This is a genomic window from Niastella yeongjuensis (assembly GCF_900110245.1).
GTDB classification, from domain to species: Bacteria; Bacteroidota; Bacteroidia; order Chitinophagales; family Chitinophagaceae; genus Niastella; species Niastella yeongjuensis.
This window is the reverse complement of record NZ_FOCZ01000020.1, coordinates 25,743-51,595: the sequence shown is the minus strand read 5'-3', so window position 1 is coordinate 51,595 and position 25,853 is coordinate 25,743. Positions and strand designations below refer to the sequence as shown.

10 protein-coding genes are annotated in these 25,853 nt (G+C 42.6%); 9 read left to right on the top strand and 1 reads right to left on the bottom strand.

The genetic code is table 11. The features are described 5' to 3' along the window. Window positions 1-53 precede the first annotated feature (53 nt). The 9 genes from BMX95_RS31560 (at window position 54) to BMX95_RS31520 (ending at window position 24,631) form a co-directional block, all read left to right on the top strand. Window positions 54-452, top strand: coding sequence for a hypothetical protein (locus BMX95_RS31560; RefSeq protein ID WP_081201873.1), 399 nt, complete (start codon window positions 54-56; stop codon window positions 450-452). Between the two features lie 419 nt (window positions 453-871). Beyond that, a complete protein-coding gene (locus tag BMX95_RS31555; protein WP_081201871.1) occupies window positions 872-5,038 on the top strand; it encodes a DUF5977 domain-containing protein in 4,167 nt (1,388 codons plus the stop codon). Between the two features lie 27 nt (window positions 5,039-5,065). After that, a complete protein-coding gene (locus tag BMX95_RS31550) occupies window positions 5,066-5,608 on the top strand; it encodes a thioredoxin domain-containing protein (protein ID WP_081201870.1) in 543 nt (180 codons plus the stop codon). Window positions 5,609-5,653: 45 nt separating this feature from the next. Then, complete coding sequence (locus tag BMX95_RS31545) at window positions 5,654-9,601, top strand: DUF5977 domain-containing protein (RefSeq protein WP_081201868.1); 3,948 nt, start codon at window positions 5,654-5,656, stop codon at window positions 9,599-9,601. A 332-nt stretch (window positions 9,602-9,933) separates the two neighbouring features. After that, window positions 9,934-13,878 (top strand): DUF5977 domain-containing protein, encoded by a 3,945-nt coding sequence (locus BMX95_RS31540; RefSeq protein ID WP_081201866.1) that lies wholly within the window; start codon window positions 9,934-9,936, stop codon window positions 13,876-13,878. A 72-nt stretch (window positions 13,879-13,950) separates the two neighbouring features. Then, window positions 13,951-17,925, top strand: a complete 3,975-nt coding sequence (locus BMX95_RS31535) for a DUF5977 domain-containing protein (RefSeq protein WP_081201864.1) — start codon at window positions 13,951-13,953, stop codon at window positions 17,923-17,925. Window positions 17,926-17,992: 67 nt separating this feature from the next. Next, on the top strand, window positions 17,993-22,477 hold the full coding sequence (locus BMX95_RS31530) for a DUF6443 domain-containing protein (RefSeq protein ID WP_081201862.1): 4,485 nt from the start codon (window positions 17,993-17,995) through the stop codon (window positions 22,475-22,477). A gap of 2 nt (window positions 22,478-22,479) precedes the next feature. Further along, complete coding sequence (locus BMX95_RS31525; RefSeq protein ID WP_081201860.1) at window positions 22,480-22,914, top strand: DUF4265 domain-containing protein; 435 nt, start codon at window positions 22,480-22,482, stop codon at window positions 22,912-22,914. Between the two features lie 232 nt (window positions 22,915-23,146). Next, on the top strand, window positions 23,147-24,631 hold the full coding sequence (locus BMX95_RS31520) for a hypothetical protein (RefSeq protein ID WP_081201858.1): 1,485 nt from the start codon (window positions 23,147-23,149) through the stop codon (window positions 24,629-24,631). A gap of 117 nt (window positions 24,632-24,748) precedes the next feature. On the opposite strand, the gene BMX95_RS31515 is transcribed toward BMX95_RS31520, so the two are convergent. Further along, window positions 24,749-25,348 carry an HdeD family acid-resistance protein gene (locus tag BMX95_RS31515; protein ID WP_242673170.1) on the bottom strand — a complete coding sequence of 200 codons (600 nt, stop codon included), beginning with the start codon at window positions 25,346-25,348 and terminating at the stop codon, window positions 24,749-24,751. Window positions 25,349-25,853 lie beyond the last annotated feature (505 nt).

Here is a 25,853-nt window from a genome sequence, read left to right as displayed (position 1 = left end):
GAAAGCTTGGGCAGGAATGGTAAATTCGTAGTGACCTACCCAATACCTTTTTTATGCAGGAAAATAATCTTATCAGGTCATTACAGTATTTGGAAGATACCGGCAGGAATCTGTTGACGGAAGTGCGGGGCAGAAGCCGCAATCTGGGCGACCATGACGGTGAATTTGATTCCTGGTGGAAATTTTACCAGGACCTGACCCCGCATTTGGTAGGTTATGCCGCCGAGCAGAAAAATGAGTACATCAATGAGCTGGTGAATAAATACCAGCAGCATTTCACCTACCTCGATCATACGCTCACTCCTGTAGACCACACTTCATTTCTAAAACTCCTTGCAAAAGTATTTGGCAGCCGCAATTCCCTCAGCCGCCAGGAGCAGGCGCTCATTTTAGAAGACATCAGCAACAATGTAGGCAACCTGTTGTACCAGGTGAAGATCAATGCGGCGTGAAATGTTTTTTTGCCCTGGAAATTCACGGGTACTAAAAGCCATGGGTAATTGTTTTCCATCACAGATGAGCTATTTACTTTTACTGTACAATTGTCAATAACACGTCTATCGGCTAAAATAACACGGCTATTGTCAAAAACTACACACTTATAAAGTTAATATAGGCTTTTAAAAAGAGACAATTATCTTTAATCGCTTATAATACCTGATTTGCCAAACTAACATTGCCAACATGCGCCATAAACCATTCGCTATCCTGGATTGTAAATGTTACCGCTCCTTTTTCTCAGTCCGTACACAGGATAGCCCACCGGGATAACTAAAATTGCAGATTTCCCTTTCAATTACTGCCGTCAAAAATTTATTCGCTTTCAGCGAACAGGGCTTTCATTTACCCGATCTCAAGCAAACTGAAAAATATGTTGCACGCAACCAAACGATTTTCGCTGGTCTTTTATGCCTTATTGTTATTATTAGTTACCAATGCAACTGGCCAGCCCACCTATAATCTGCCACCGGTGCTTAAGCCTTCTCCTCAGTCGCAGGCTTTTACCAGGTACGGAGACTACCCCATGTCGGATTATACCGGGCTGACCGATATCACTGTTCCTATTCACACGGTTACCGGTAAAAAACTTTCCCTGCCTATAACGATGAGTTTCCATTCATCTGGCAGAATGGCAAACGAAATAAACGGTACGCTGGGTATTCGTTGGACCATGAATTGCGGCGGCCTTATAACCCGTACGGTGAAGGGCGCACCCGATGAATGGAACATGCTTACTCCTTACACTATTCCCCTCAATAGTTCACCGCCTACTTATGATGAATTATACAGCGCGTGTCCTGATGGAAAATTTGATGGCCCATTTTACGATAGTGAGTTCGATATTTTTAGTTACAGTTTGCCCAATGGGAAAAACGGTCATTTTGTTTTGAAAAATGAGAACGGGCAAAAGGTGCCGATGTTCATTCCCCTGGAGCCGCTCAAAATTGAATTTGCAAAAGCTGGAAATAGCTCGGGTTATTATGAGTATATCAATATAACCGATGTTGACGGTACCCTATACAGATTCGGAAAAATAGATGCATTGACAGGAAATGCAATTGAAACTACGCCGGATTATGATAGGCAGACAGGAACCCTTGGCGAGGTGCCTACTGCGTGGTACCTGTCGAAAATCATTTCAAGTGACGGGACAGATGAAATTTCCTTGTCTTATACCAGTCGATACGTTTTTCAATATTATGCCTCCCAGTCTGCAACCATTTTCGATAGAGGCAGAAGCGACGATTCGTGGTTTTGGGATGCTGAAGATGATCAATATTCAATGTATTTACTGAACCTTTTAGTTTCTTCACATTATGAATGGACCGGCGTTGACGTTAGTTTCGGCAGTAATATTCCAATCGTACCTACTGTGAGTGGCATTCAGTTCAATGGCGGTTCTGTTACATTTAATTATGCGCAGGCAAGTCCCCATGATCAATTGTTGACGGAAATGACAGTGAAAAAGGAGTCCGTTCCATATAAAAAAGTCCAATTCAGCACCTCCAAACATACCGGTGAACCTGACCTTTTCTATCTTGATAATGTATCTTTTTATGGGGAAAATCAGAACCTGGTCAATGAAAAATATAATTTCAGTTATTACGAACCAGGGTCTGTTAATTCTTTATCTCCTGATTACATCTCGGCCGGATATAAGGATTGGTGGGGGTATTATTGTCCTACTCATCAACTGCTGCCGCAAAGAACGGTAGACATGTCGCCCATTGGTCCCTCGAGTCCTAGTTTTCCGGACAAGGTTATTGGTTATGATCCCGGACAGATTAACAGAGACGGAGACGAAGATAAACAAGTAGGGATGCTAAAGACTATTACGTATCCTACCGGGGGGGAAACTGAATTTGTTTATGAAGCGAACCAGTATGATTATGCTGGTTATTATACGCCTATCGAAAATCCGGCACTCTTACAGGGACCTGGTTTGCGGATAAAAGAGGTTATCTCAAAACCCGGTAATGGAGGTAAAAATATTCACAAGGTGTACAAATATGGCACTTATGAAGATGGAAGAGGGTATATAAATGAGGTCTTGCGTCCGGGATCGGCATCACGCGCTAATTTGATGGTGGCAGAAGGTAACTGCATGCATTTTTGGACCTGGCATGTTTCAGGTACGAATCCGCCACAATGGGGAGGAGAAAGTCAGACAGGCTACCGGACCCGTAATTATTTTAGTGATCCTTATATAAGTTTTGATTTATCAGGCACACAAATAAAATACGATGCGGTTAGTGAATATTTGATAGAAGACGAAGTTCCTAAACAAAAAACTACCAATAGCTATAGCTGGCATGACGACGAGCAGATAAGCGACTTCATAGTGAATGACTATAACCGGCTTATTTTTAATCCCAGGAAATTTGCCAATCCGGAAATGGCATGGCTTACGCCTGTGTTGAGTAATAAAGCTATCTACAAATACGATAATGGCCAGTTTAGCAAAATCAGAAATGAGTCTTACGGTTATTCAATGGGTTTTAGTTATTTAAACGAAGCCTGGGATATGCCCACCTATATGCATACCAATGTGATCTATACAAGACCAGCTCATGGTATGCTGGACCCGGGGGTTGACTATACTGGGTGGAAAAATACCGCCAGGGATTATCACCAGTATGATTGCAACGTGTACGGTTATGGATTTCGTAAATACACAACCGGCAAGCAGTTCCTGGAGCATACTATAGTTGAAGAGTACACGCCTAATGGAATAATCAAAACAGATAAAATATTTAGTTATGACAATCCCACTTATTTTACAAGAAGCGAAGAAGGGCTTAATAGTAAAAATGAACTGGTAAAAACAACATATAAATATCCATTCGACTTGCCCGCTGTGCCGGTTTACAATGGAATGATCCAGAAAAATATAATTTCCCCGGTAATTGAAGCTACCACTACTGTCAATGGGGTTCAAACAAAAAAGACGGTCACCAACTATTACAATCCGTCATCGGGTGTCTTTGTGCCTCAATCCATAGAAAATCAAACGGGGAATCAACCACAGGAGGTAATTGCCACATTTAACCGGTATGATAACATGGGCCATGTGCAGGAGCAGCAAAAAGCCAATAATGTAAAGGAAGTGTATTTATGGGGATATCAGTCACGGTATCCGGTGGCTAAGATCTTGAACACTACTTATGATATTGCCAATACATATATCTCACAAGGTGTGTTGGACGGCGCTACGGGTAATGGAGACGATGCGACATTGAGGGCGCATTTAAATAATCTTCGTAATATACCTGGTGCATTGGTTGAAACGTACACGTATAAGCCTTTTATTGGTATGACCAGTTCAAGCGACGCCAACGGCCGTACTACTTATTACGAATATGATGGGGTTGGCCGGCTTATCCATCTCCGGGACAAGGACAATAATATTTTAAAGAAGTTCTGTTACAACTACGCCGGGCAATCGGAATCCTGTCCTTTAACAGGAGGCAACACGGCAAAAAGCGGGACTTTTTATAAACAGGGTTGTACCGTCGGAAATATTGGCGCACCGATTACCTATACCGTTCCGGCCAATACCTATTTTGGTCCCAATGCAGAGGTGCTGGCGCAAAATGATGTCAATGCAAACGGACAGGTATATGCCAATCAAAACGGGCCTTGCGTGATCACCCGCTATAGTGTAGCAAAGAGCGGGACCTTTACAAAGAATAATTGTATCGATGGAGGAGTTGGTTCGTCAGTTACTTATACGGTGCCTGACGGCAAATACACTTCATACACCCAGCAAATCGCTGATCAGTTAGCTCAAAACGATCTTGATGCCAATGGCCAGAACTATGCGAATAACAATGGTTATTGTACCTGGTATAATAAGCAGTGGGCCTTCGGGTTTCAAAAGAACGATTGCCCCAGCCTTGCAGTTGGCAGTTATGTAGATTATGTGGTCCCGGCAAACAAGTATAGTTCAACCATCAGTCTGGGTGATGCATACAACAAGGCATCGAACGAAGCAAATGCAAATGGACAGGCTTATGCCAATGCACATGGTGAATGCAGGTGGTATAGTCCAATGATGTCAGTAAACCCTGATAAAAATGATTGCCCGAGTGGCAGCAGGGGTACCACGGTCCAATACATAGTTCCGGAAAATAAGTACAGTTCTACCATTAGTTATGACGATGCTTATGCGCAAGCATTTGCTGATTTAATTGACAACGGACAAGCCTATGCCAACGCGAATGGGTCCTGCATTATAAATACGGTGGATGTTCTATTCAACAATTCGGAAGGGTATGATTTTGATGTGTCCTTCTATAATGCCGCCAAAGATGAATATTATTTTGTAAATATTCCGCCTTACCGAAGCGGTTTTCCGGTTGCTATTCCCCCAGGGACGTATGATGTTACTTTTTTCCCGGATGATTCGGGCAGCAGTTCTCACTTCTATAGCGTGGGCTGTGGTAACACCAACTCTGGTTTTAACGCCGTCACCGTCTCCGGAGTATACTTCGGACCGGATGCAGATATGTACTGTAACTCCATTGATATTAATTAATGAACTATAAAACAATAAATAAAATTTATGAAACATTTCTTTAGTTTGATCGCATTGACTGTTTTACTTTCTTTTAGCCCTTCAGGTGATATTTACAGTGTGGCCGTTAAGGCCCTTGATGGGAATAGTCTGGATCTAAACCAATACAAAGGGAAAAAGGTGCTTTTTGTAGTACTGTCCCTTTCCGCTGAGGATACCACAGTTAGGGCTAGCCAGCTTGCTGAATTGCAGGATAAATACCGGAGTACATTGGTTATAGTTGGAGTCCCTTCAATAGAAGCCGGATTTAAAACCGCGGATGCAGATAAGCTGAAAGGCCTGTATAAGGATGCGCATATCCTCATTTCTGAAGGAATGAATGTGAATAAAGGTGCGCAGCAGTCCGCACTTTTTCAATGGCTCACGCATAAAGAACAGAACCGCCATTTTGACCAGGATGTAAGAGGAGTGGGTTCCAAGTTCTTTGTAGATGAAAGCGGCGAGTTGTATGCTGTAATGGGTGCAAATCTTACCCCTGCCCATCCATTAATGGAAAAGATCCTTACAAAACCACAGAGAAAGAATCCTTAACGAACAGAACAACCATTTTCACGAGCTCAAGCTAACTGAAATAATATGTTGCACTCAATCAAGCGATGCCCGTTAATTATTTATATCTTATTCCTATTATTCATTAATAACGCTAATGGACAACCAGCTTATAACCTGCCCGCTGTGATACAGCCTTCTCCCCAGTCCCAGGCATTCACGCGGTACGGGGATTATCCAATGACTGATTATACCGGCCTGACTGACATTACCATTCCACTTCATACAATTACCGGAAAAAAACTTTCCCTTCCTGTAACACTGGGTTTCCATGCATCAGGGAGAATGGCCAATGAAGTAAATGAAACACTGGGCATACGTTGGACCGTGAATTGCGGCGGCCTGGTTACACGTACCGTGAAGGGAGCGCCTGATGAATGGTACAATCTTGCCCCTTACGCGATAGACCCCAATAGGGGGGAGCCATCCTATGAGGAACTATACAGCGCATGCCCTGATGGAAAAATATCAGGGATTCCCATGCCTTTTTACGATAGTGAGTTTGATGTTTTTAATTATAGTTTACCAAATGGGAAACACGGGCATTTTATTTTGAAGAATGTGAATGGGATAAAGGTGCCGATGCTTATTCCTATGGAATCGCTCAAAATTGAATTGTCAAATCCGGGAAGCAATGGTTATTATGAATGCGTTGATATAACTGATGTTGATGGTACCAAATATAGATTTGGAAAAATTGATGCATCAACAGGGAATGCATTGGAATCTACCCCGAGTACCGATACGGAATTAGGAAAGCTTGGGTTGGTAACTACTGCGTGGTACCTGACAAAAATTATTTCAGGTGACGAGACAGATGAGATTTCGTTTACCTATGGCAGCCGGTACATAAATGCGGATTATGTCACCCAAACTGCAACCGTTTGGGACAGGGGCAGGGACGACGATTCGTGGTTTTGGGAAGACGACACCGAGGATGATTATCGGAAATATTTAAAAGGGTTAGTGGGCGATTCTTATTTTGAACAAACTGATGTAAACCAGATTTCCGGGCAGAATCCAACAGTACCAACCTTGAGTGCCATCCAGTTTAGTGGCGGCTCTGTTTCATTTAACTATACGGTCGTGAATTTTTATGATCGATTGTTAACAGAGATGATCGTTAACAAGGAATCTATACCTATTAAAAAAGTAAAATTTGCCACCTCCAGACATGCCGGGGAACCTGACCTTTTTTATCTTGACGGTTTGTCTTTTTATGGAGAGGATCCAAGCCTGGTCAACGAAAAATATAATTTTAGTTATTACGAGCCAGGTAGTACATGGATGCCTGCTCGTGGGGTCGAATCGCTTGCATCTAAAGATTGGTGGGGATATTTTGGCCCCTATATGTATCAGTTACCACAAAGATATGTTCATATTTTACCAATCTATGGAATTAGGACTTATGATAGGTATATAGGTTTTAACGTCGGCAGAGATGGGATTGAGGATTACAAAAAAATAGGGATGCTTAAAACTATAAATTATCCTACGGGTGGGCAAACTGAATTTGTATACGAAGGGAACCGGTATGATTTTACACCTTATTATACGCCCATTCAAAATCCAGCAACCCTGGAAGGCCCGGGTTTACGAATAAAAGAAGTGATCTCCAGGCCGGGTAATGGTGGTAAAGACATTCACAAGATTTACAAATACGGTGTATATGAAGATGGAAGAGGACACATAAATGAACTTTTACGCCCCGGGTCCCGATCACGTGAAGATATGATGGTCGCGGAAGGTAATTGCATGCATTTTTGGACATGGCTGGTCCCTCATTCGGACCCACCACAGTATGGAGGAGAAAATCAGACGGGATACAGGACCCGGGATTATTTCAGTGATCCTTACATAAGTTTTGATTTATCAGGAATACAGATAAAATACGATGCTGTTAGTGAATATCTGGTAGAAGGCGATGTTCCTCAGCAGAAAACAACGAACAGCTATAGCTGGAGCGACGACGAAGAGGTAAGCAATTATATTGTAAATGATCATGATCAACAGCTTGAGTATCCAAGAAAATATTCGCAACCGGAATTTGCCTGGTATACACCTGTATTGAGTAATAAATCTATTTACAAATACACGAATGGTCAGTTTAATATATTAAGAAACGAAGCATACCAATATACGGGTGGTTCTGGTTTGGATGATGAAGCCTGGGATATGCCCACTTATATGCATACAAATGTAATATATTCAAGGCCTGGTAGTACCCGTGGTAGTGTTGATGCAATGGGTTGGTATAATACAGCTAAGGCTTATCATTTTGGAAATTGCAGTATTTATGGATATGGATATCGAAAATACACAACTGGTAAACAAGAGTTGGCTCAATCTATAATTGAGGAATATACGCCTAATGGAGTGATCAGAACAGAAAAGAATTTTGAATATGACAATGACTGGTTGTTGAAAAGCGAAGAACAGATAAACAGCAAAAATGAACTGGTTAAAACAACTTATTCTCATCCGCACGACTTTCCCGGTGTGCCGGTTTATTACCAGATGGGCCAGAAAAATATAATTGCTCCGGTTGTTGAAGCTACTACCACGGTCAATGGTATTCAAACAAAAAAGACGGTGACTAATTTCTACAGTCCATCGACAAAAGTCTTTGTACCCTTGTCCATAGAAAATCAAACGGGTAGTAAGCCCCAGGAGGTTATAGCAACCTTTAACCGGTATGATAACATGGGGCATATTTTAGAGCAGCAAAAAGCCAATAATGTAAAGGAAGTGTATTTATGGGGATACCAGTCAAGGTATCCGGTTGCTAAGATCCTGAACAGTACTTTTGATGCTGCTATTTCAATTGTTCCCCAATATTTATTGGATGGAGCCACTGGTAATGGAGATGATGTGTCATTCAGGAATACATTAAATCTGCTACGTCAAAATTTACCCGGTGCATTAGTTGAGACCTACACGTACAAGCCTTTTGTTGGGATGACCAGCTCAACAGACGCCAACGGCCGTACTACTTATTATGAGTATGATGGATTTGGCCGGCTTATCCATCTCAGGGACAAGGATAATAATATTGTAAAGAAGTACTGTTACAATTATACTGGCCAGGCGGAATCCTGTCCGTTAAGTGGCAATTCAGCAAAGAGCGGAACCTTTATCAGAAGTGGATGTTCTGCTGGAAACGCTGGTACGCCGGTTACCTATACCGTTCCTGCCAACACCTATTTTGGTCCTAATGCGGATGTGCTTGCCCAAAATGATGTTAATGCAAACGGACAGGCATACGCAAATAAAAACGGCGCCTGTGTGATCGCCAGCTATAACGTGGCAAAGAGCCAGCCATTTATAAAGAATAATTGTGTTGAGGGTGGATTTGGTTCTTCCGTTACTTATTCGGTACCTGCCAATAAGTATGCAGCATACAGTCTGGACGCCGCCAATCAGCTCGCACAGAATGAGATTGATGCCAATGGTCAAAACTATGCTAATGCAAATGGCTATTGCACCTGGTATAACGACGAAATGAGCGCAGACTTTACAAGGAATGATTGTCAGCCAGGGTTCACCGGTGAAACATATAGCTATATAGTTTATGCCAACACTTACAGCTCCACTATATCAAAAACAGCAGTCACTCAACTGGCCCAAGATGAGATAAACGATTACGGGCAATATTATGCCAATATCTATGGTTCGTGCCAGGACCTAAGATCATACCTGACATTAACTAATTCAGGCAACCATGACTGTGACGTATCGTTGTATAATTACGAAAAAGACACCATTTATTCTGTAAATATTCCTCCTGGTGGTGAAATTCCATATGCTGTGCCGGCAGGGACTTATGATGTCACATTTTGGCCGAATGACTCGGGCAGTGGCTGGCATTTCTATTCGGTAGCGGGCAGTTATTTTGCTACTGGTCAGGGCTCTATGACCTTCACTGGAGTATACCTGCAGTTGGGAACGGCTGGTGGTTACATAAGTATTGATTAATGAATAGAAGAATTAAACTAATTATACCTGGGTGTAGGAGGGGACTGTAATAGCACGTCTATCGCCCCAATCAACACGCCTATTGCCAAAACAACACACTTATAAATTAACCAAGCCCATTTAATAAGAGACATTTATCTTTAAACGCTTATATTACCTGATTTGCCAAAACTAACTTTATGCGCCATATACCATTCGTTATCCTTATTGGTAAAAGATACACTCCAGGATAGATAAAACTGTTGATTTTCCTTCTATATGGTAGTTAAATAATTATTCGCTAGCGGCGAACAGGATACTCATTTTACCGATCCCAAGCAAACTGACAATATATGTTGCACGCAACCAGGCGATTCCAACTGATCTTTTATTCCTTATTGCTATTATTCATTACCAACGCTAATGGACAGCCAAATTATAAGCTGCCCGTTGTGTTGAACCCATCTCCCGTGTCCCAGGCTTTCACCAGGTATGGGGACTATCCCATGTCGGATTATACGGGGCTTACGGATATTACTATTCCCATTCACACGGTTACGGGTAAGAAGCTTTCCCTGCCCATAACCATGAGTTTTCATGCATCGGGCAGAATGGCTAACGACATAAACGGTACGCTGGGTCTTCGGTGGACCCTGAATTGCGGCGGTCTGATAACCCGTACCGTGAAAGGAGCACCCGATGAATGGAATTATCTTGAACCATACGTCGTTAACCCCGATCATGTGCCATCCTACGATGAACTGTACGGCGCGTGTCCTGATGGAAAATTTGCTAACGGCCCATTTTACGACACGGAGTTTGATATTTTTAATTACTCATTACCCAATGGGAAACATGGTCATTTTATTTTGAAAGATGAGAACGGGGTAAAGAAACCGATGTTCATCCCTTTAGACCCGCTCAAACTTGAATTCAAAAAGAGTGAAACTACCTCCAATGGTTTGTATGATTGGATTGATATAACAGACGTGGATGGAACCAGGTATAGATTTGGAAAAATAGATGCAACTACTACCGACGCCATCGAAACTACCGCCAACTGGGATACTGAAAATGGGCTCCTGGGGGGGAATATACCTACGGCGTGGTACCTGGTAAAAATTATTTCAAGTGACGGGGCTGATGAAATTTCGCTTTCCTATTTCGGGCGCACCGTGTATCCATATTATTCCTCCGAGTCTGCAACTGTTTACGATAGGAACAGGGATGATGAAAATTCAACTTTTTGGCAAACTGAAACTATAGACCCCTATTCGCTTTATTTACGAGACCTTTTAGTTGCCTATCATTTTGAAACGACCGGCGCAGTCGTTAACTCAGGAACTGATAACCCATATGTGCCTGCCCTAAGTGGCATCCAGTTTAATGGCGGCTCTGTTGCTTTTAGCTATACACAGGGAGGTCCTTTTGATAAATTGTTGACCGAAATAACTGTCAGCAATGGGTCCGGTCCCTATAAAAAAGTCAAGTTCGCCACTTCCAAACATGCCGGGGAAGCGGAACTCTTCTATCTCGACAATGTGTCTTTTTATGGAGAAGATCCGAGCCTGGTCAATGAAAAATATAATTTCAGCTATTATGAGGGGTACGTTGAGCCTCTTCGCTATTCGGCAGGATATAAAGATTGGTGGGGCTATTATTCCAATTCTGCCGGGCTGTTACCGGCACAAACGATAGCTATTTCACCTTTGCTCAATATATATCTTAACAGTAGGGATATTGGTAATCAGGTTAGCAGGCAGGGTGATGAGGATTATAAAAAAATGGGTATGCTCAGGACCATAACTTATCCTACCGGCGGGCAGACTGAATTTGTATACGAAGGAAACAGGTATGCCAATTATCCCTACTATCAACCGCCCCAAAATACGGCCACTTTGGAAGGGCCGGGGTTACGAATAAAAGAAGTGATCTCAAAGCCCGGTAATGGGGGAAAAGACATTCACAAGTTGTACAAATATGGTGTGTATGAAGATGGAAGAGGGTATATCAATGAGCTCTTGCGCCCTGGATCATTATCACAATCAAATTTGATGGTAGCAGAAGGTAATTGCATGCATTTCTGGCTGTGGCAGGACCCAACTGCTTCTCCACCCTTTTATGGAGGAGAGAGTCAGACCGGCTATCGGACCCGCGATTATTTTGGTGATCCTTACTTGAATTTTGATTTGTCGGGCACGCAAATCAAATACCAGACTGTTAGTGAATATTTAATGGAAGATGACGTCCCTAAACAAAAAACAACGAATAGCTATAGTTGGAACGATGACGAGCAGATAAGCAGCTTTATAGTTAATGACCGGGAAGAGCCTATTTATAATCACAGGATGTATGTCAATCCGGAAAATGCATGGATTACAGCCGTATTGGCAAATAAATCTATTTATAAATACAAGGATAACCAGTTTAGTATAATCAGAAACGAGGCTTATAATTATGATTATATTGGAAATGACCAGGCCTGGGATATGCCTACCTATATACATACCAATGTGGTCTATTCAAGAACAACTTCCAGCAGTGCCTATCACGAAATTGACAAGGCTGGTTGGAAAAATTCAGCCCGGTATTATCATAATAACTTTTGTAGTGTTTACGGTTATGGATACCGACATTTTACAAGTAGCAAACAGGAAGTGTATCATAGCGTAATTGAAGAGTATACGCCCAATGGTATGATCAGGACAGAGAAGAATTTTGATTATGATCAAAATACTATTTTACTGAAAAGCGAAGAGCTGGTAAATAGTAAAAATGAGGTAGTAAAAACAACCTATAAATATCCATACAACTTTTCCACGGTGCCGGTTTACAATGGCATGATCCAGAAAAATATAATTTCTCCGGTAATTGAAGCTACCACTACCGTCAATGGAGTTCAAGCAAAAAAGACGGTAACCAACTATTACAATCCTTCTTCTAATGTCTTTGTACCACAGTCAGTAGAAAATCAAACAGGCAATAAGCCCCAGGAGGTCATCGCCAATTTCAACAGGTATGATAACCTGGGCCATGTGCTGGAGCAGCAAAAAGCTAATAATGTAAAAGAAGTGTATTTGTGGGGCTATCAGTTAAGGTACCCGGTAGCTAAAATTTTAAACAGTACCTATGACGCTGCCATTGCAATCGTGCCACAAAGTGTATTGGACGCTGCCGGTAACGGCAACGATGGGGCATTCCGGAATTCTTTAAATAGCTTACGTCAAAGTTTACCCGGTGCATTAGTTGAAACCTACACCTATAAACCCTTTGTTGGCATGACCAGCTCAACAGATGCCAATGGCCGTACTACTTATTATGAGTATGATGGGTTTGGCCGGTTGATCCATCTCCGGGACAAGGATAATAATATCGTAAAGAAGTATTGTTACAACTATACAGGGCAGGCAGAATCCTGTCCGTTAAATGGTAATACGGCAAAGAGCGGAACCTTTATTAAAAACGGTTGTACAGCTGGAAATGCGGGAGTCCCGGTTACCTATACTGTTCCTGCCAATACCTATTTTGGCCCCAATGCAGATGCGCTTGCCCAAAATGATGTCAATGCAAATGGACAGGCTTATGCGGATAAAAACGGAACCTGCGTGATCGCCAGCTATAATGTGGCAAAGAGCCAGCCATTTACAAAGAATAATTGTGTTGAGGGGGGAGTTGGTTCTTCCGTTACTTATTCGGTGCCTGCCAATAAGTATGCTGCCTACAATCTGGATGCCGCAAATCAGTTAGCTCAGAATGAGATCGATGCAAACGGTCAAAACTATGCCAATGCCAATGGTTATTGTACCTGGTATAATGCGGAACAACACAAGGACTTCACCAAAAACAATTGTGGGGGGCAGCCTATTGGTACTACGGTTACCTATTCAGTGCCCGCCTACAGCTATAGTTCAACAACTTCTCAGGATGCTGCCAATCAACTGGCTCTGGACGATCTGGATCAAAACGGACAGACCTATGCTAACACCTGGGGTGATTGCATAGACCAAAATGCACACCTGCTGTTTCAAAATCACGGCAATGATGGCATTGATATTTGGTTTTATAATTATGATACAGAAGATCAATTTTTTATAGTAATTCCCCCCAATGCAAGTGAAGTGCCGCTTAGTATACCGGCAGGCAAATATAAAATTGACTTTGCGCCGGATACCGGTGGCGACAGGTGGCATTTTTACGAGTTGGGATGTGGTCATTCCTGGGGAGGCATTGGCGGCATCACGTTCGATCCGATTTACCTGAGTATAGGAACGGATTGCAACAGCTTTAGTTTCGATTAGTGAATTAATAGGAGGTAAAAACCTTAGCGAATACAACAACCATAATTACGATCTCAAGCAAACTGAAATAATATGTTGAACGCAACCAGGCGGTTCCCATTTATCTTTTATCCCTTATTGATATTTGCTATTACCAAAGCGGTTGGTCAGGCAAGTTATATTATGCCTACTGTGATCCAGCCATCCCCCCAATCCCTGGCTTTCACCCGGTATGGGGACTATCCAATGAGCGATTATGCCGGGCTGACCAATATCACCATTCCGCTTCACACGGTTACCGGAAGAAAACTGTCTATGCCCATTACCATAAGTTTTCACGCATCGGGAAGAATGGCAGATGAAATGAACGGTACGTTGGGTATGCGTTGGACCCTGAATTGTGGCGGCCTGGTAACCCGTACCATGAAAGGAGCTCCGGACGAATGGAATTTTTTGACTCCTCATGAGTTCTATACTAATTCAACGCCTTCCTTTGAGGAGTTGTACAGTGCGTGTCCGGATGGGAAGATCCCTTACGTGATGACCCCGGCGCAAACTTATGCGCCAACATATGACTCCGAGTTTGATCTTTTCAGTTATGCTTTGCCAAATGGCAAGCAGGGCCATTTTATTTTGAAGAATGTGAACGGGGTAAAAGTGCCGATGATCATTCCTTTTGAATCGCTTAAAATTGAATTGCATAGGGGCGGAGATAAAGGTTTTTATGAAAGTATCGATATAACCGATGTGGATGGCACCAAATATGTTTTTGGGAAGGTAGATGCATCATCCGTCAATGCCGTTGAAACCTCAGAGGATTGGGACGGTTATGAAGGGAGGATTGGCAGTTTTCCTACCGGCTGGTATTTAACAAAAGTTATTTCAAGTGATGGTACCGATGAGATTTCACTTTCCTATATTACCAAAAACGCCGATATCAGGTATTCTGCTCAAACTGCGAATATTCTTGATCAGCTTAGGGATGGTTCCTCCACCTCCGCTTTATCTCGCGATAATGAGGGACTTGATGACTATGCAGATGATTTAAGAAGTCTTATAGTTACTTACCATTTTGAACTAAATGATCCGGTGAGCAATTCAAAGACATATTCAACTACGGTACCAACAGTGAGCGGCATCCAGTTTTATGGTGGATCTGTAGCATTTAACTATGCATACGGCGGTGCTTATGATCGATGGTTAACCGACATGACTGTTAATAAAGGAGCAACGCCCTATAAAAAAGTCAAATTCACCACTACCAAACATGCCGGGGAAGCTGAACTCGCCTATCTGGATAATCTGTCTTTTTATGGCGAAGACCCAAACCTGGTCAACGAGCAATATAATTTCAGTTATTATGAGCCTGGTTTAAACACGCCGCAGACTTATGGCCGTCAGGCTTCGGTTATAATGAAAGATTGGTGGGGATACTTTAGTTCCGGTGTTTATAATCTGTTGCCTTATCGAAGTGAATATGTTTCACCAACAATATCTATGGGCGGAGACCCGATTTTTAAAACTGTTGGTTTTTCCAATATTAATAGGGATGGAGATGAGGAGTCGAAAAAACTGGGCATGTTGAGGACTATTAAGTATCCTACCGGCGGGGAAACTGAATTTGTTTACGAAGGAAACCAGTATGATTTTACGCCTTATTACACACCAATTACAAATCCGGCAATCCTGCAGGGCCCGGGATTGCGAATAAAAGAGGTGATCTCGAAGCCTGGGAATGGAGGTAAAAATATTCATAAGATCTACAAGTATGGAACTTATGAAGATGGCAGGGGATATTTGAACAGTAACTTACACCCTGAAAAGGCATCCTATCTTAAATTGCTGATGACAACAGGTAACGTTGCGCGTTTCTGGCAGGCTTATTATACGGATAATACCAGAGAGTATGCCGGTTACCGTACCCGTGATTATTTTGCTGATCCTTATGTGCATTTTGATTTTTCAGACGGCGTGGTGAAATACGATGCCGTTAACGAATATTACCTGGAAGACGAAATTCCAAAACAAAAGACAACGAGCAGCTATGGTTGGGATACAGGCGATGACTGGTTAGGAGATTTTATTGTAAATGATCATCAGAATTATTTTGAGCCTCGAAAATTTTCAAATCCCGCGTATGCCTGGTCCAAACCTGAGTTGAGAAACAAGGCATTTTATAAGTATACTAAAACCATAAATGGGAATGATCAGTATGATTTAATAAAACAGGAGTCTAATGAGTATGGCTCATGGGCATTTGATGAAGCCTGGGATATGCCCACTTATTTGCATACTAATGTTATGTGGGCAAGAACAGATGGGATCGGGGCGCCTACGAAGACTGATAATTATGTCGCGGCCCGGGATTATCATAATTATGATTGCAGTGTTTATGGCTACGGGTTTCGTAATTACAGAACCGGCAATCAGTTACTGCTTCATAGTGTAATCGAGGAGTATACCCCTAATGGAGTGATCAAAACGGAAAAAACTTTTGATTATGACCATACAAATAGTTTATTGAAAAGTGAAGAAGGGGTAAACAGTAAAAATGAGTTGGTAAAAACAGTTTATAAATACCCATTCGATCTTACCTCTGTGCCGGTTTACAATACCATGAACGGGAGAAATATAATTTCTCCGGTAATTGAAGCTACAACCACCGTTAATGGAGTTCAAACAAAAAAGACAGTCACCAACTATTACAATCCTGCTTCAAATGTCTTTGTACCTCAATCCGTAGAAAATCAAACCGGTAATAATCCCCAGGAGGTTACTGCAACATTTAACCGGTATGATAACATGGGCCATATACTGGAGCAGCAAAAAGCCAATAATGTAAAGGAAATATATTTGTGGGGGTATCAGTCAAGGTACCCGGTGGCTAAGATCCTGAACACTACTTATGATATTGCTAATTCATACATCTCACAAAGCGTGTTAGACGGCGCCACCGGTAATGGCGACGATGCGGCACTTAGAACACATTTAAATAATCTTCGCAATATACCCGGTGCTTTAGTTGAAACCTACACGTACAAACCTTTTGTTGGGATGACCGGCTCAACAGACGCCAACGGTCGTACCACTTATTATGAGTATGATGGGTTTGGCCGGCTTATTCATCTCAGGGATAAGGATAATAATATTGTAAAGAAATATTGTTACAACTATGCAGGGCAGACAGAATCCTGTCCGTTAAGTGGAAATTCAGCAGAGAGTGGAACCTTTATCAGAAGTGGCTGTACTACCGGAAATGCCGGTACGCCGGTTACCTATACCGTTCCTGCCAATACTTATTTTGGTCCCAATGCAGATGCACTTGCCCAAAATGATGTCAATGCAAATGGACAGGCTTACGCGGATAAAAACGGAACCTGTGTGATCGCCAGCTATAACGTGGCAAAGAGCCAGCCATTTACAAAGAATAATTGTATTGAAGGAGGGTTTGGTTCTAGTGTTACCTACTCAGTGCCTGCCAATAAGTATGCTGCCTATAATCTTGACGCCGCTAACCAGATGGCGCAGGACGAAATTAATGCGAATGGTCAAAACTATGCCAACGCAAATGGCTATTGCACGTGGTATAACGACGAAATGGGTAAACCCTTTACCAAGAACGACTGTGAGCCCGGATACACTGGTACTACGTATACTTATACGATTCCCGAACGCAAATACAGTTCAACTGTTTCAAAGGCCGCAGCCAATCAACTGGCTCAAGACGATATAAATGAAAACGGACAATGGCAGGCTAATAGCTGGGGTTCGTGCGAAGACCGCAATGCATACCTTACATTCCAGAATCAGGGTGAGCGTGACTGTGATATAATATTGTATAATTACGAAAAAGAGGAGAGTTATTATTTGAACGTCCCTCGTGGATATGAAGTACAGTTTGTGGTTCCGGCCGGGACTTTTGATGTCACGTTTTTGCCGAATGACTCGGGTAGTAGTTCACATTTCTACTCAGTGGCAGGCACTACGGGTTCGGGTTATGGGTCCATAACCTTCTCGGGAATATACTTTACAGAGGGGCCGTCCGGAAACTTCATTGCATTTGATTAATGACCATCAATAAAAGAAGCTTTAAAAGGGAAACAAATAATTGCCATCAACCAATAAATCGAACATCATGTACCGGCCAGCAGCATTTTTAAAACTCATAGCACTCCTCAGTGTATTTGTAGTTTCACAAGTTCATGCGCAGGATGCTACACCTGTTAAACCTGACAACTATACAGGTCCCGTAAACTATGTTAGGACCTGGGAAGCGAACGCACCCATCACCGATCCTAATGTGCTAACAAGCCGTCCCTTAAAAGACGTAAAGATGACCACCCAATATGTGGATGGGTTGGGCCGGCCTGTTCAAACTGTCGTAAGGCAGGGCGTCTTGGCAACAGGCAGCCTCCCGGTTGACCTGGTGAACGCACAAACATATGACGAGTTTGGAAGAGAGATCAGAAAGTATCTTCCCTTTGCTTCAAACGCTGACAATGGTTCCTTTAAACTTGATCCATGGGACCAGCAAGCCAACTTTTATGGCAATGCTCTTACTTCACCCATAAAAGGACAGGGGGAGACGTTCTTTTATTCAAAGACAGAGTTTGAGTCCTCACCATTGAATAGAGTCGACAGAAGTTATGCGGCTGGTAATAGCTGGGTGCATGATGGCAATGGCGACAAGGCAAAATACTGGACGAACACTGACATAGACCAGGTGCGGATCTGGAATGTGCAGGACGTACTGGGAGATTGGGGGATTTATAGTACCCCAACTACCAATGGGGTATATGCTGCAGGAACGCTTTATAAAAATATAACCGAAGATGAAAAAGGAAACCAGGTCATCGAGTTTACAGATAAGGAAGGGGAGGTGATCCTGAAGAAGGTGCAATTGTTGGACAATATCAACGGGAACGCCGTTAAGGATGATGGTACAGGACGAGATTGTGCTGGCTGGCTTTGTACATATTATATTTATGATGACCTTGGACAAATAAGATGCGTGATCCAGCCAAAGGCGGTGGAGGAATTGGCCAAACCAACTACAAACTGGAGCCTAACAGCCAGTCTACTGGATGAGCTGTGTTTTCGGTATGAATATGATGCCAGAGGCAGAATGACCATGCGGAAAGTGCCGGGAGCTGAAGCAGTATATATGGTGTATGATACCCGGGACAGGTTGGTGATGGCGCAAGACGGCAACCTGCGGCCACTGGGGAAATGGATCGTGACAAAATATGATGAGCTTAACCGCTCGATAGAAACAGGGTTCTGGACAGATAACACCGCGTTTACTACTCACTTGTCAAGTGCCTACAATAGCATCAACTATCCCAATCCGACAGGTAATTATGATTTGCTTACCGAGACCCATTACGACAACTATAACGGTCTTCCATCGGGACTTCAGTCTTCCTTTAAAGCAAGCGGCTACAGTGCTTACCTGAATGCGGGTAGTTCAGAAAATGCAGATGGGTTCCCATCAAGTAGTTCTTCCTTAACTAAGGGAATTGCAACCTGGACCCGGGAAAAGGTGGTTGGTACCACAAACCAGTTTTTATCAACTGTCAACCTGTACGATGACAAGGGGCGGGTGGTGCAAACACAAAGCATTAATATAACAGGCGGGCTGGATGTTGCCACTATTCAATACAATTTTTCAGGTCAGGTTGTAAGAAATCATGTAAATCAGGTTAATGGAAGTAATCCTGCTATAGAGGTAGCCACAAAGAAAAGCTATGATGATCTGGGCAGATTGTCATTGCTTGAAAAGGCAGTTGGCAGCAACGCTGCTTATAAACCGCTTTCAGCTCTTACTTATAATGAGTTAGGCCAACTGAAAACAAAAAAGCTGGCTCCTTCTTATGACAATGGTGGAGGATTGGAAACGCTTACGTACGATTATAATATTCAGGGCTGGGCCCTGGGGGTTAACCGCGATTACCTGGCAACTGAAGGACAAACAACCGATGGCCGGAAGTTTGGTTTTGAATTGGGTTATGACAAAACCACCAATAAAGCCGGCCAGGTGTTTGCACAAAGCGCTTATGATGGCAATATAACCGGTATGTTATGGAAAAGTGATGGCGATGATATCCGGCGTAAGTACGATTTTATATATGATAACGCCAACCGGTTATTGCAAGCCAATTTTACGCAACAAAACGCCGAAGATCATTTGTGGAATAACAGCAAGGTTGATTACACAATGAAGTTGGGCGATGGCTCCCTTGACCCCACAAAAGCATATGATGTCAATGGCAATATCCTTCGTATGCAGCAATGGGGGTTGAAATTAACCGGCAGTACCTGGATCGATAACCTTACTTATCATTATTATAAAGGGGAGTTGAGTAATAAGCTCATGACCGTAAGTGATGATAAAGGAAGTGGACTGGGCGACTTTAATGATAAGAATACCAGTGGCAATGATTATGGGTACGATGCCAATGGGAATTTGGTTGCAGATCAGAATAAAGGCATCAAAATACCAGGTGTAACTGTTGATGAAGCTATGACTTCGGGTGGCGCTATCACTTATAATCACCTGAACCTGCCCGAAATCATTGCCGTGAAAGGCGACGATGGTACAGATAAAGGACTTATTAGTTATACCTATGATGCCGGTGGAGACAAACTGCAGAAAAAAGTTGTGGAGTACAATGTTTCCACTACTTATAACAACCAGCAATACGTTGGGGATGTTACTACCACCACCACCTATTTGGGTGATGCTGTTTATGAAACAAAGTCATATCAAAAATCCGAATTGTCCAGCCTCGGTTATACCGATAAGTTGCAGTTTTTGTCGCATGAGGAGGGGAGATTGCGGTATTTACCGGCTGCTGACGGAATAGCGGCACATTATGAGTTCGACTACTTTTTAAAAGATCATTTGGGTAACGTACGCATGGTGCTCACCGAACAAAAAGATGACCATGTTTATGTGGCTACCATGGAGACCGGCGCCCGTGCTCAGGAGAATCAGTTATTCAGTAACCTGGATGCAAGCCAGTATCCGGCCAGCACAGCAGGTTTTCCCGGTGGTGGTGCAGTAGATCCTAATGAGACGGTAGCCCATGTGAATGGGAATTTCCAAAAGAAAGGACCCGGCATTGTACTGAAAGTAATGGCAGGCGATGTAGTGGATATAGCGGTGCGGTCGTTGTATCATAATGGAACTACCCAGCCAACCGTAGACCTGTTCAATGATGTGCTTGCTTCGCTGGCTGGTGGCGTTGTATCTGCATCAGGAGTGGCAAAGGGAACATTGGCAGACTTAAGTGATCCTGTTAACAGTCCGCTGAAGGGCGCATTGACAGGGTTCCGCCAGGATAATAATATTGACCTGCCCAGTAAGCCAAAAGCTTACCTGAACTGGGTGCTGGTTGACGAACAGTTCAAATATGTAAACACCTTTCCGCAAAGCGGTGCAAAGCCTGTAGGGGCAGCCGAATCGGTTACTCCCCTCTTTGAAAACGACATCAACATCACTAAGAACGGATATTTGTATATTTACGTCAGCAATGAGACCGAGAACTGGGATGTGTTCTTTGACGATCTGAAGGTAACACATCACACGGGACCTTTACTGGAAGAGACCCATTATTATCCGTTTGGGTTAACGATGGCGGGGATAAGTAGTAAAGCGGTAAAGGGAAGTGATTATGCTGAAAATAAAAGAAAGTTTAATGGAATTGAATTAGTAAATGAGCTTGGAATTGATATCTATGACGCTCAATTACGCGAATTAGATCCCCAGTTAGGACGTTGGTGGCAGATAGATCCTAAGGTAGACGGTTATGAGAGTGTATCTCCGTACAATGCCATGAATGATGCTCCGATAAGGTATAGCGACCCGTTAGGAGACGAAGGCGACGAGGCAAATGGTTGCTGTCTGGGATTAAAGAAAGCATTTGCAAGCGTAAGTGGGGCGATAGTAGGAACGATTGACAATAACCTACCGGGCTCTAATTTGAGAGGTCTCGTAGCGTCAAGTGGAATAATTGAAGACCCTGAAGTAGCTGAATCGTGGAATAAGGCCTTAGATGTAGCTGATGAAGCCGGAATAGTGCAAGGTGCCGGAGAAGGAACTGCCGGGGGAGGGTTATTATCAACGTCGGTTGCCGTTACAGCTGGTTCAGGAGGTTTTTCTATAGAAGTAACTGGCCCTACGGCAGCAATCGGCGGAGGAATGCTTCTTCATGGAGGTTTTGTATTAACTAAAAGCGCAGGTAACCTGACTTCTCAAAATGGAAGAGTCAATGTTAACAAGTCAAATAGTTCAAGTACAGGTAATAGTCAAAGTACGTCGCCGGCTCAACAAAAAGCCAATAAGTTAAGTGAAAAACAACGACCAGGCCAGGACTTTACACGTGCAGGTAAAAAGGCCGTGAATAACCTTAATAAAGAGCAAAATGGTGGAGTGATGAAATGTAAAAAATGTGGTGTTGAAGTAGTAGATCCAAAACAGCATAAGACAGGAGTTACTCCTCCCAGCAATGAAGCTCATGTTGATCATGTAACGGCGAAATCAAAAAATGGAAGTGGTACGCCAGATAATGGTCAAACCTTATGTCGTACTTGTAATATTAAAAAAAGTAATAATTAACAATGGACAAGAGCATTAAAGTATTATTCGTTCAACAGGTTGATGATCATTTTGTAACCGAAGGCCTTTGGTGTACCGAAGAGGGTGAATACTATATTGTAGATAATATTCCGTTCATCGCTAACCGAATAGCATTGGGGGATACTATAAAAGTTGAATTGGACACGGAAGATAATGCTTATTATTTCGACGATTTTGTAGCTGTTTCCGGTAATAGTACCATAAGAGTTTTTCCTTTTAATGATTCAATTATTGAAGAAATAAGAAAGCAATTGCTTCATTTAGGTTGCGAATCTGAAGTCTTCCTGGAAAGAAAAATAATTGCAGTTAACGTTCCTGTTGATGTTAATTATAAGCCTGTCAAAGAATATCTGGATAATGGTGAGGAAACCGGAAATTGGACATATGAAGAATCCTGTTTAATGCACAGTGTTTAATCGCTTTTTATCAGTTAGAGCCAGTGAATTTGGAATAGAACTAGCCCCATTTAATAAAGGGGCTGGTTTTATTCACTTTTCACCTGACGAATCTGTTCGCCCATCCCCCAAATCCACACACTTATTGCCTAAAATGCACGTCTACCAATTGGGACTAATGTTTCTTTTTTAGATGCAAACCGTGTCTTACATTCGTATAATCCCAACCGGTTTAACCAAAATAAGCCTCCACATGAAAAAAATCTTACTCCTAATACCGTTCCTTTGTCTCAGCCTGCTTTTTTGCAATAGCTCCCAGGCTCAGGAAAAAGAACCCGTGGTTGATAAGATCATTAATTTTCCTACTACGTTTTTCAGTAAGGTCCAGAGCAAATATTCCAGCCTGGAAGACCGGTTGACCAAACAAACCGAAAAATACCTCGAGCGCCTGAAGAAAAAGGAAAAGAAGATGAAACGCAAGCTGGCAAAGACAGATTCTGCCAAAGCCGAGCAAACCTTTGGTAATATCGATGAGCAGTATGATAAAATGATTGCCGGTATCAATAAAGACAGCCTCCCGGTAAAACGCGGTTCCGGCACCTATATGCCCATGGTTGATTCTGTAAAGACCAGCCTGGCCTTTCTGCAGCAGAATAGCGGGGTATTGTCGCAGTCGAAAGAAGTGCAGGACAAAGTGAAGGGATCACTTTCCCAGGTCAATGAGCTCCAGGGGAAATTGCAACAGGCCGACCAGGTAAAAGCCTTTATACAACAACGTAAACAACAGATAAAAGGATCGCTGAGTCAGATCACCAACCTGCCCAAAGGACTGACCGATGAATTTGCCGGTTTTCAGAAAGAAGCCTATTACTACAGCGCACAGCTGAAGGAGTATAAAGACATGCTGAACGATCCCGATAAAATGGTACAGAAAGGCCTGTCGCTCCTGAACAAACTGCCGGCTTTTAGCAGCTTCATGAAGCAAAACAGCGAACTGGCCAGTCTGTTTCGCCTGCCTGACAATTACGGTACGCCACAAAGCCTGGCCGGATTGCAAACCCGCTCCCAGGTGCAGCAGCAGATCCAAAACCAGATCGCGAGCGGCGGCCCGAATGCCCAGCAAATGGTGCAGCAAAACCTGCAGGCCGCGCAATCACAGTTAAACACGTTGAAGGATAAATTGAACAAATTGGGCGGCAGTGGCAGCGGCGATATGGAGATACCCGATTTCAAACCCAATAACCAGCGTACCAAATCATTCTGGCAACGGCTGGAATATGGTACCAACCTGCAAACAGCCAAGAACAATTTCTTCCCTGTTACCACCGATGTTGGTTTATCGGTAGGGTATAAGCTCAATGATAAAAATACGATAGGTGTTGGCGCCAGCTATAAAATGGGGTGGGGGCAGGATATCAAACACATTAAGATTACTAATCAGGGTATGGGCCTGCGGTCCTACATCGACGTAAAGCTGAAAGGCAGCTTTTACCTCAGCGGTGGACTGGAATACAATTATCAACCTATCGGCTCCGACAGTTTAAACACAAATACAGTCATGCACTGGAACGAGATCTCCTCCTGGTCAAAAAGCGGGCTCATTGGTATCAGTAAGATCGTTTCCGTAAAAAGCAAATTCTTCAAAAAGACCAAACTGCAATTGTTGTTCGATTTCCTGAGCTACCAGCAGGTACCACGCACCCAGCCTATTAAGTTCAGGGTAGGGTATAATTTTTAACAGAATAGTTTAGGAGATAGATTAATGAAAAAATACTTGGCCGCCTCTCGGGGCGGCTTTTTCTTGAATGCCCCAGGGTCATCTCTCATAAAATTCACAAGTGCTTATTTAAAATGATTAAACAGCGTGTGCTGTAGTTTTAGGTGAATGTATTTGTTGATTATATTCCCTTTCTAATTGCTCTATTCTATATTTCAGGTCATTACTTAATTGGTTAGGCAGATTTTTTAATTTCTTCATATTAAAGGCCAGTATGATACCTGAAATCCCAACCCAAATAAAAGTTAATGCCGTAATTGTCACTAAGGAAATGGCTGTAAATACGGGGTGCCCCAGTAAGATTAATGAAAAGATAATTCCAATAGTGCTTGCCAACGCCAGGTTACCCCAATTTAAAATGCCATAATTTTTCAGGTCAAAAGCCAGCCCCAAACCCTGAAATGACCTGAACAATAAACTAAACCCAATCACAAAAGGCAGCGTAGTAATAGGAATTTCAGGATACGCTATCAATAAAATGCCAATCAGCACACTTAGGATTCCTCCTGCTAAATGCCAGCCCCAGTCGTCAATCACTTTTTGATTTACAATAGAAAAGTATATTTCCAACAGGCCTGTAACAATAAAAGAAATCGTAAAAAATGCCGTCAGGGTTAAATAAGTTTTTATTGGAAAGGTAAGTATATAAATACCCAGGGCTATAAATAACAGCCCCACTATCAGTGGAATGTACCAATGTTTGATAGTATTCCTGATTGTTTTAAGAAAAGTAGTCATAATTTAAAGGTTTATATGTTAGCAATGAATTGATTATTCTTTGCTGTTTTCATTGTCAGGATCTATTCGGAATTCTGCGATTGCTGTAAATGGTGTCAATTATTTTCCAGGGATCGATTGTGGTGAGGATAGGTTTTATTTTGTGGGAAATTATCCATGTCTGAAAAGTCCTGCTATCTATACTTGCATGAGGCGTTAAAGAAGTTCCTGAATGTTGTTTTAAAAAAGCGTTTTAAAATTCCCCCTGGCGCGGATTGTGAAATTGACCTATTAAAGTTACGTATAAAATGACAAAACGAGATTACCCCTTTTTATGGGTTTGATCTGATAATGTCTATCGCCTTTTCAAAGGTTTTGTCAGGTTCGGTATTCGGTGTTCCTGTACCTGTTTGGTTGTTCAGAATATTTGGCAATGCTCCATTGATTAACTTTTACATCAATAGTT

Coding starts and splice junctions, on each gene's coding strand:
- BMX95_RS31560 (WP_081201873.1), top strand. CDS start 54: ATGCAGGAAAATAATCTTATCAGGTCATTACAGTATTTGGAAGATACC.
- BMX95_RS31555 (WP_081201871.1), top strand. CDS start 872: ATGTTGCACGCAACCAAACGATTTTCGCTGGTCTTTTATGCCTTATTG.
- BMX95_RS31550 (WP_081201870.1), top strand. CDS start 5,066: ATGAAACATTTCTTTAGTTTGATCGCATTGACTGTTTTACTTTCTTTT.
- BMX95_RS31545 (WP_081201868.1), top strand. CDS start 5,654: ATGTTGCACTCAATCAAGCGATGCCCGTTAATTATTTATATCTTATTC.
- BMX95_RS31540 (WP_081201866.1), top strand. CDS start 9,934: ATGTTGCACGCAACCAGGCGATTCCAACTGATCTTTTATTCCTTATTG.
- BMX95_RS31535 (WP_081201864.1), top strand. CDS start 13,951: ATGTTGAACGCAACCAGGCGGTTCCCATTTATCTTTTATCCCTTATTG.
- BMX95_RS31530 (WP_081201862.1), top strand. CDS start 17,993: ATGTACCGGCCAGCAGCATTTTTAAAACTCATAGCACTCCTCAGTGTA.
- BMX95_RS31525 (WP_081201860.1), top strand. CDS start 22,480: ATGGACAAGAGCATTAAAGTATTATTCGTTCAACAGGTTGATGATCAT.
- BMX95_RS31520 (WP_081201858.1), top strand. CDS start 23,147: ATGAAAAAAATCTTACTCCTAATACCGTTCCTTTGTCTCAGCCTGCTT.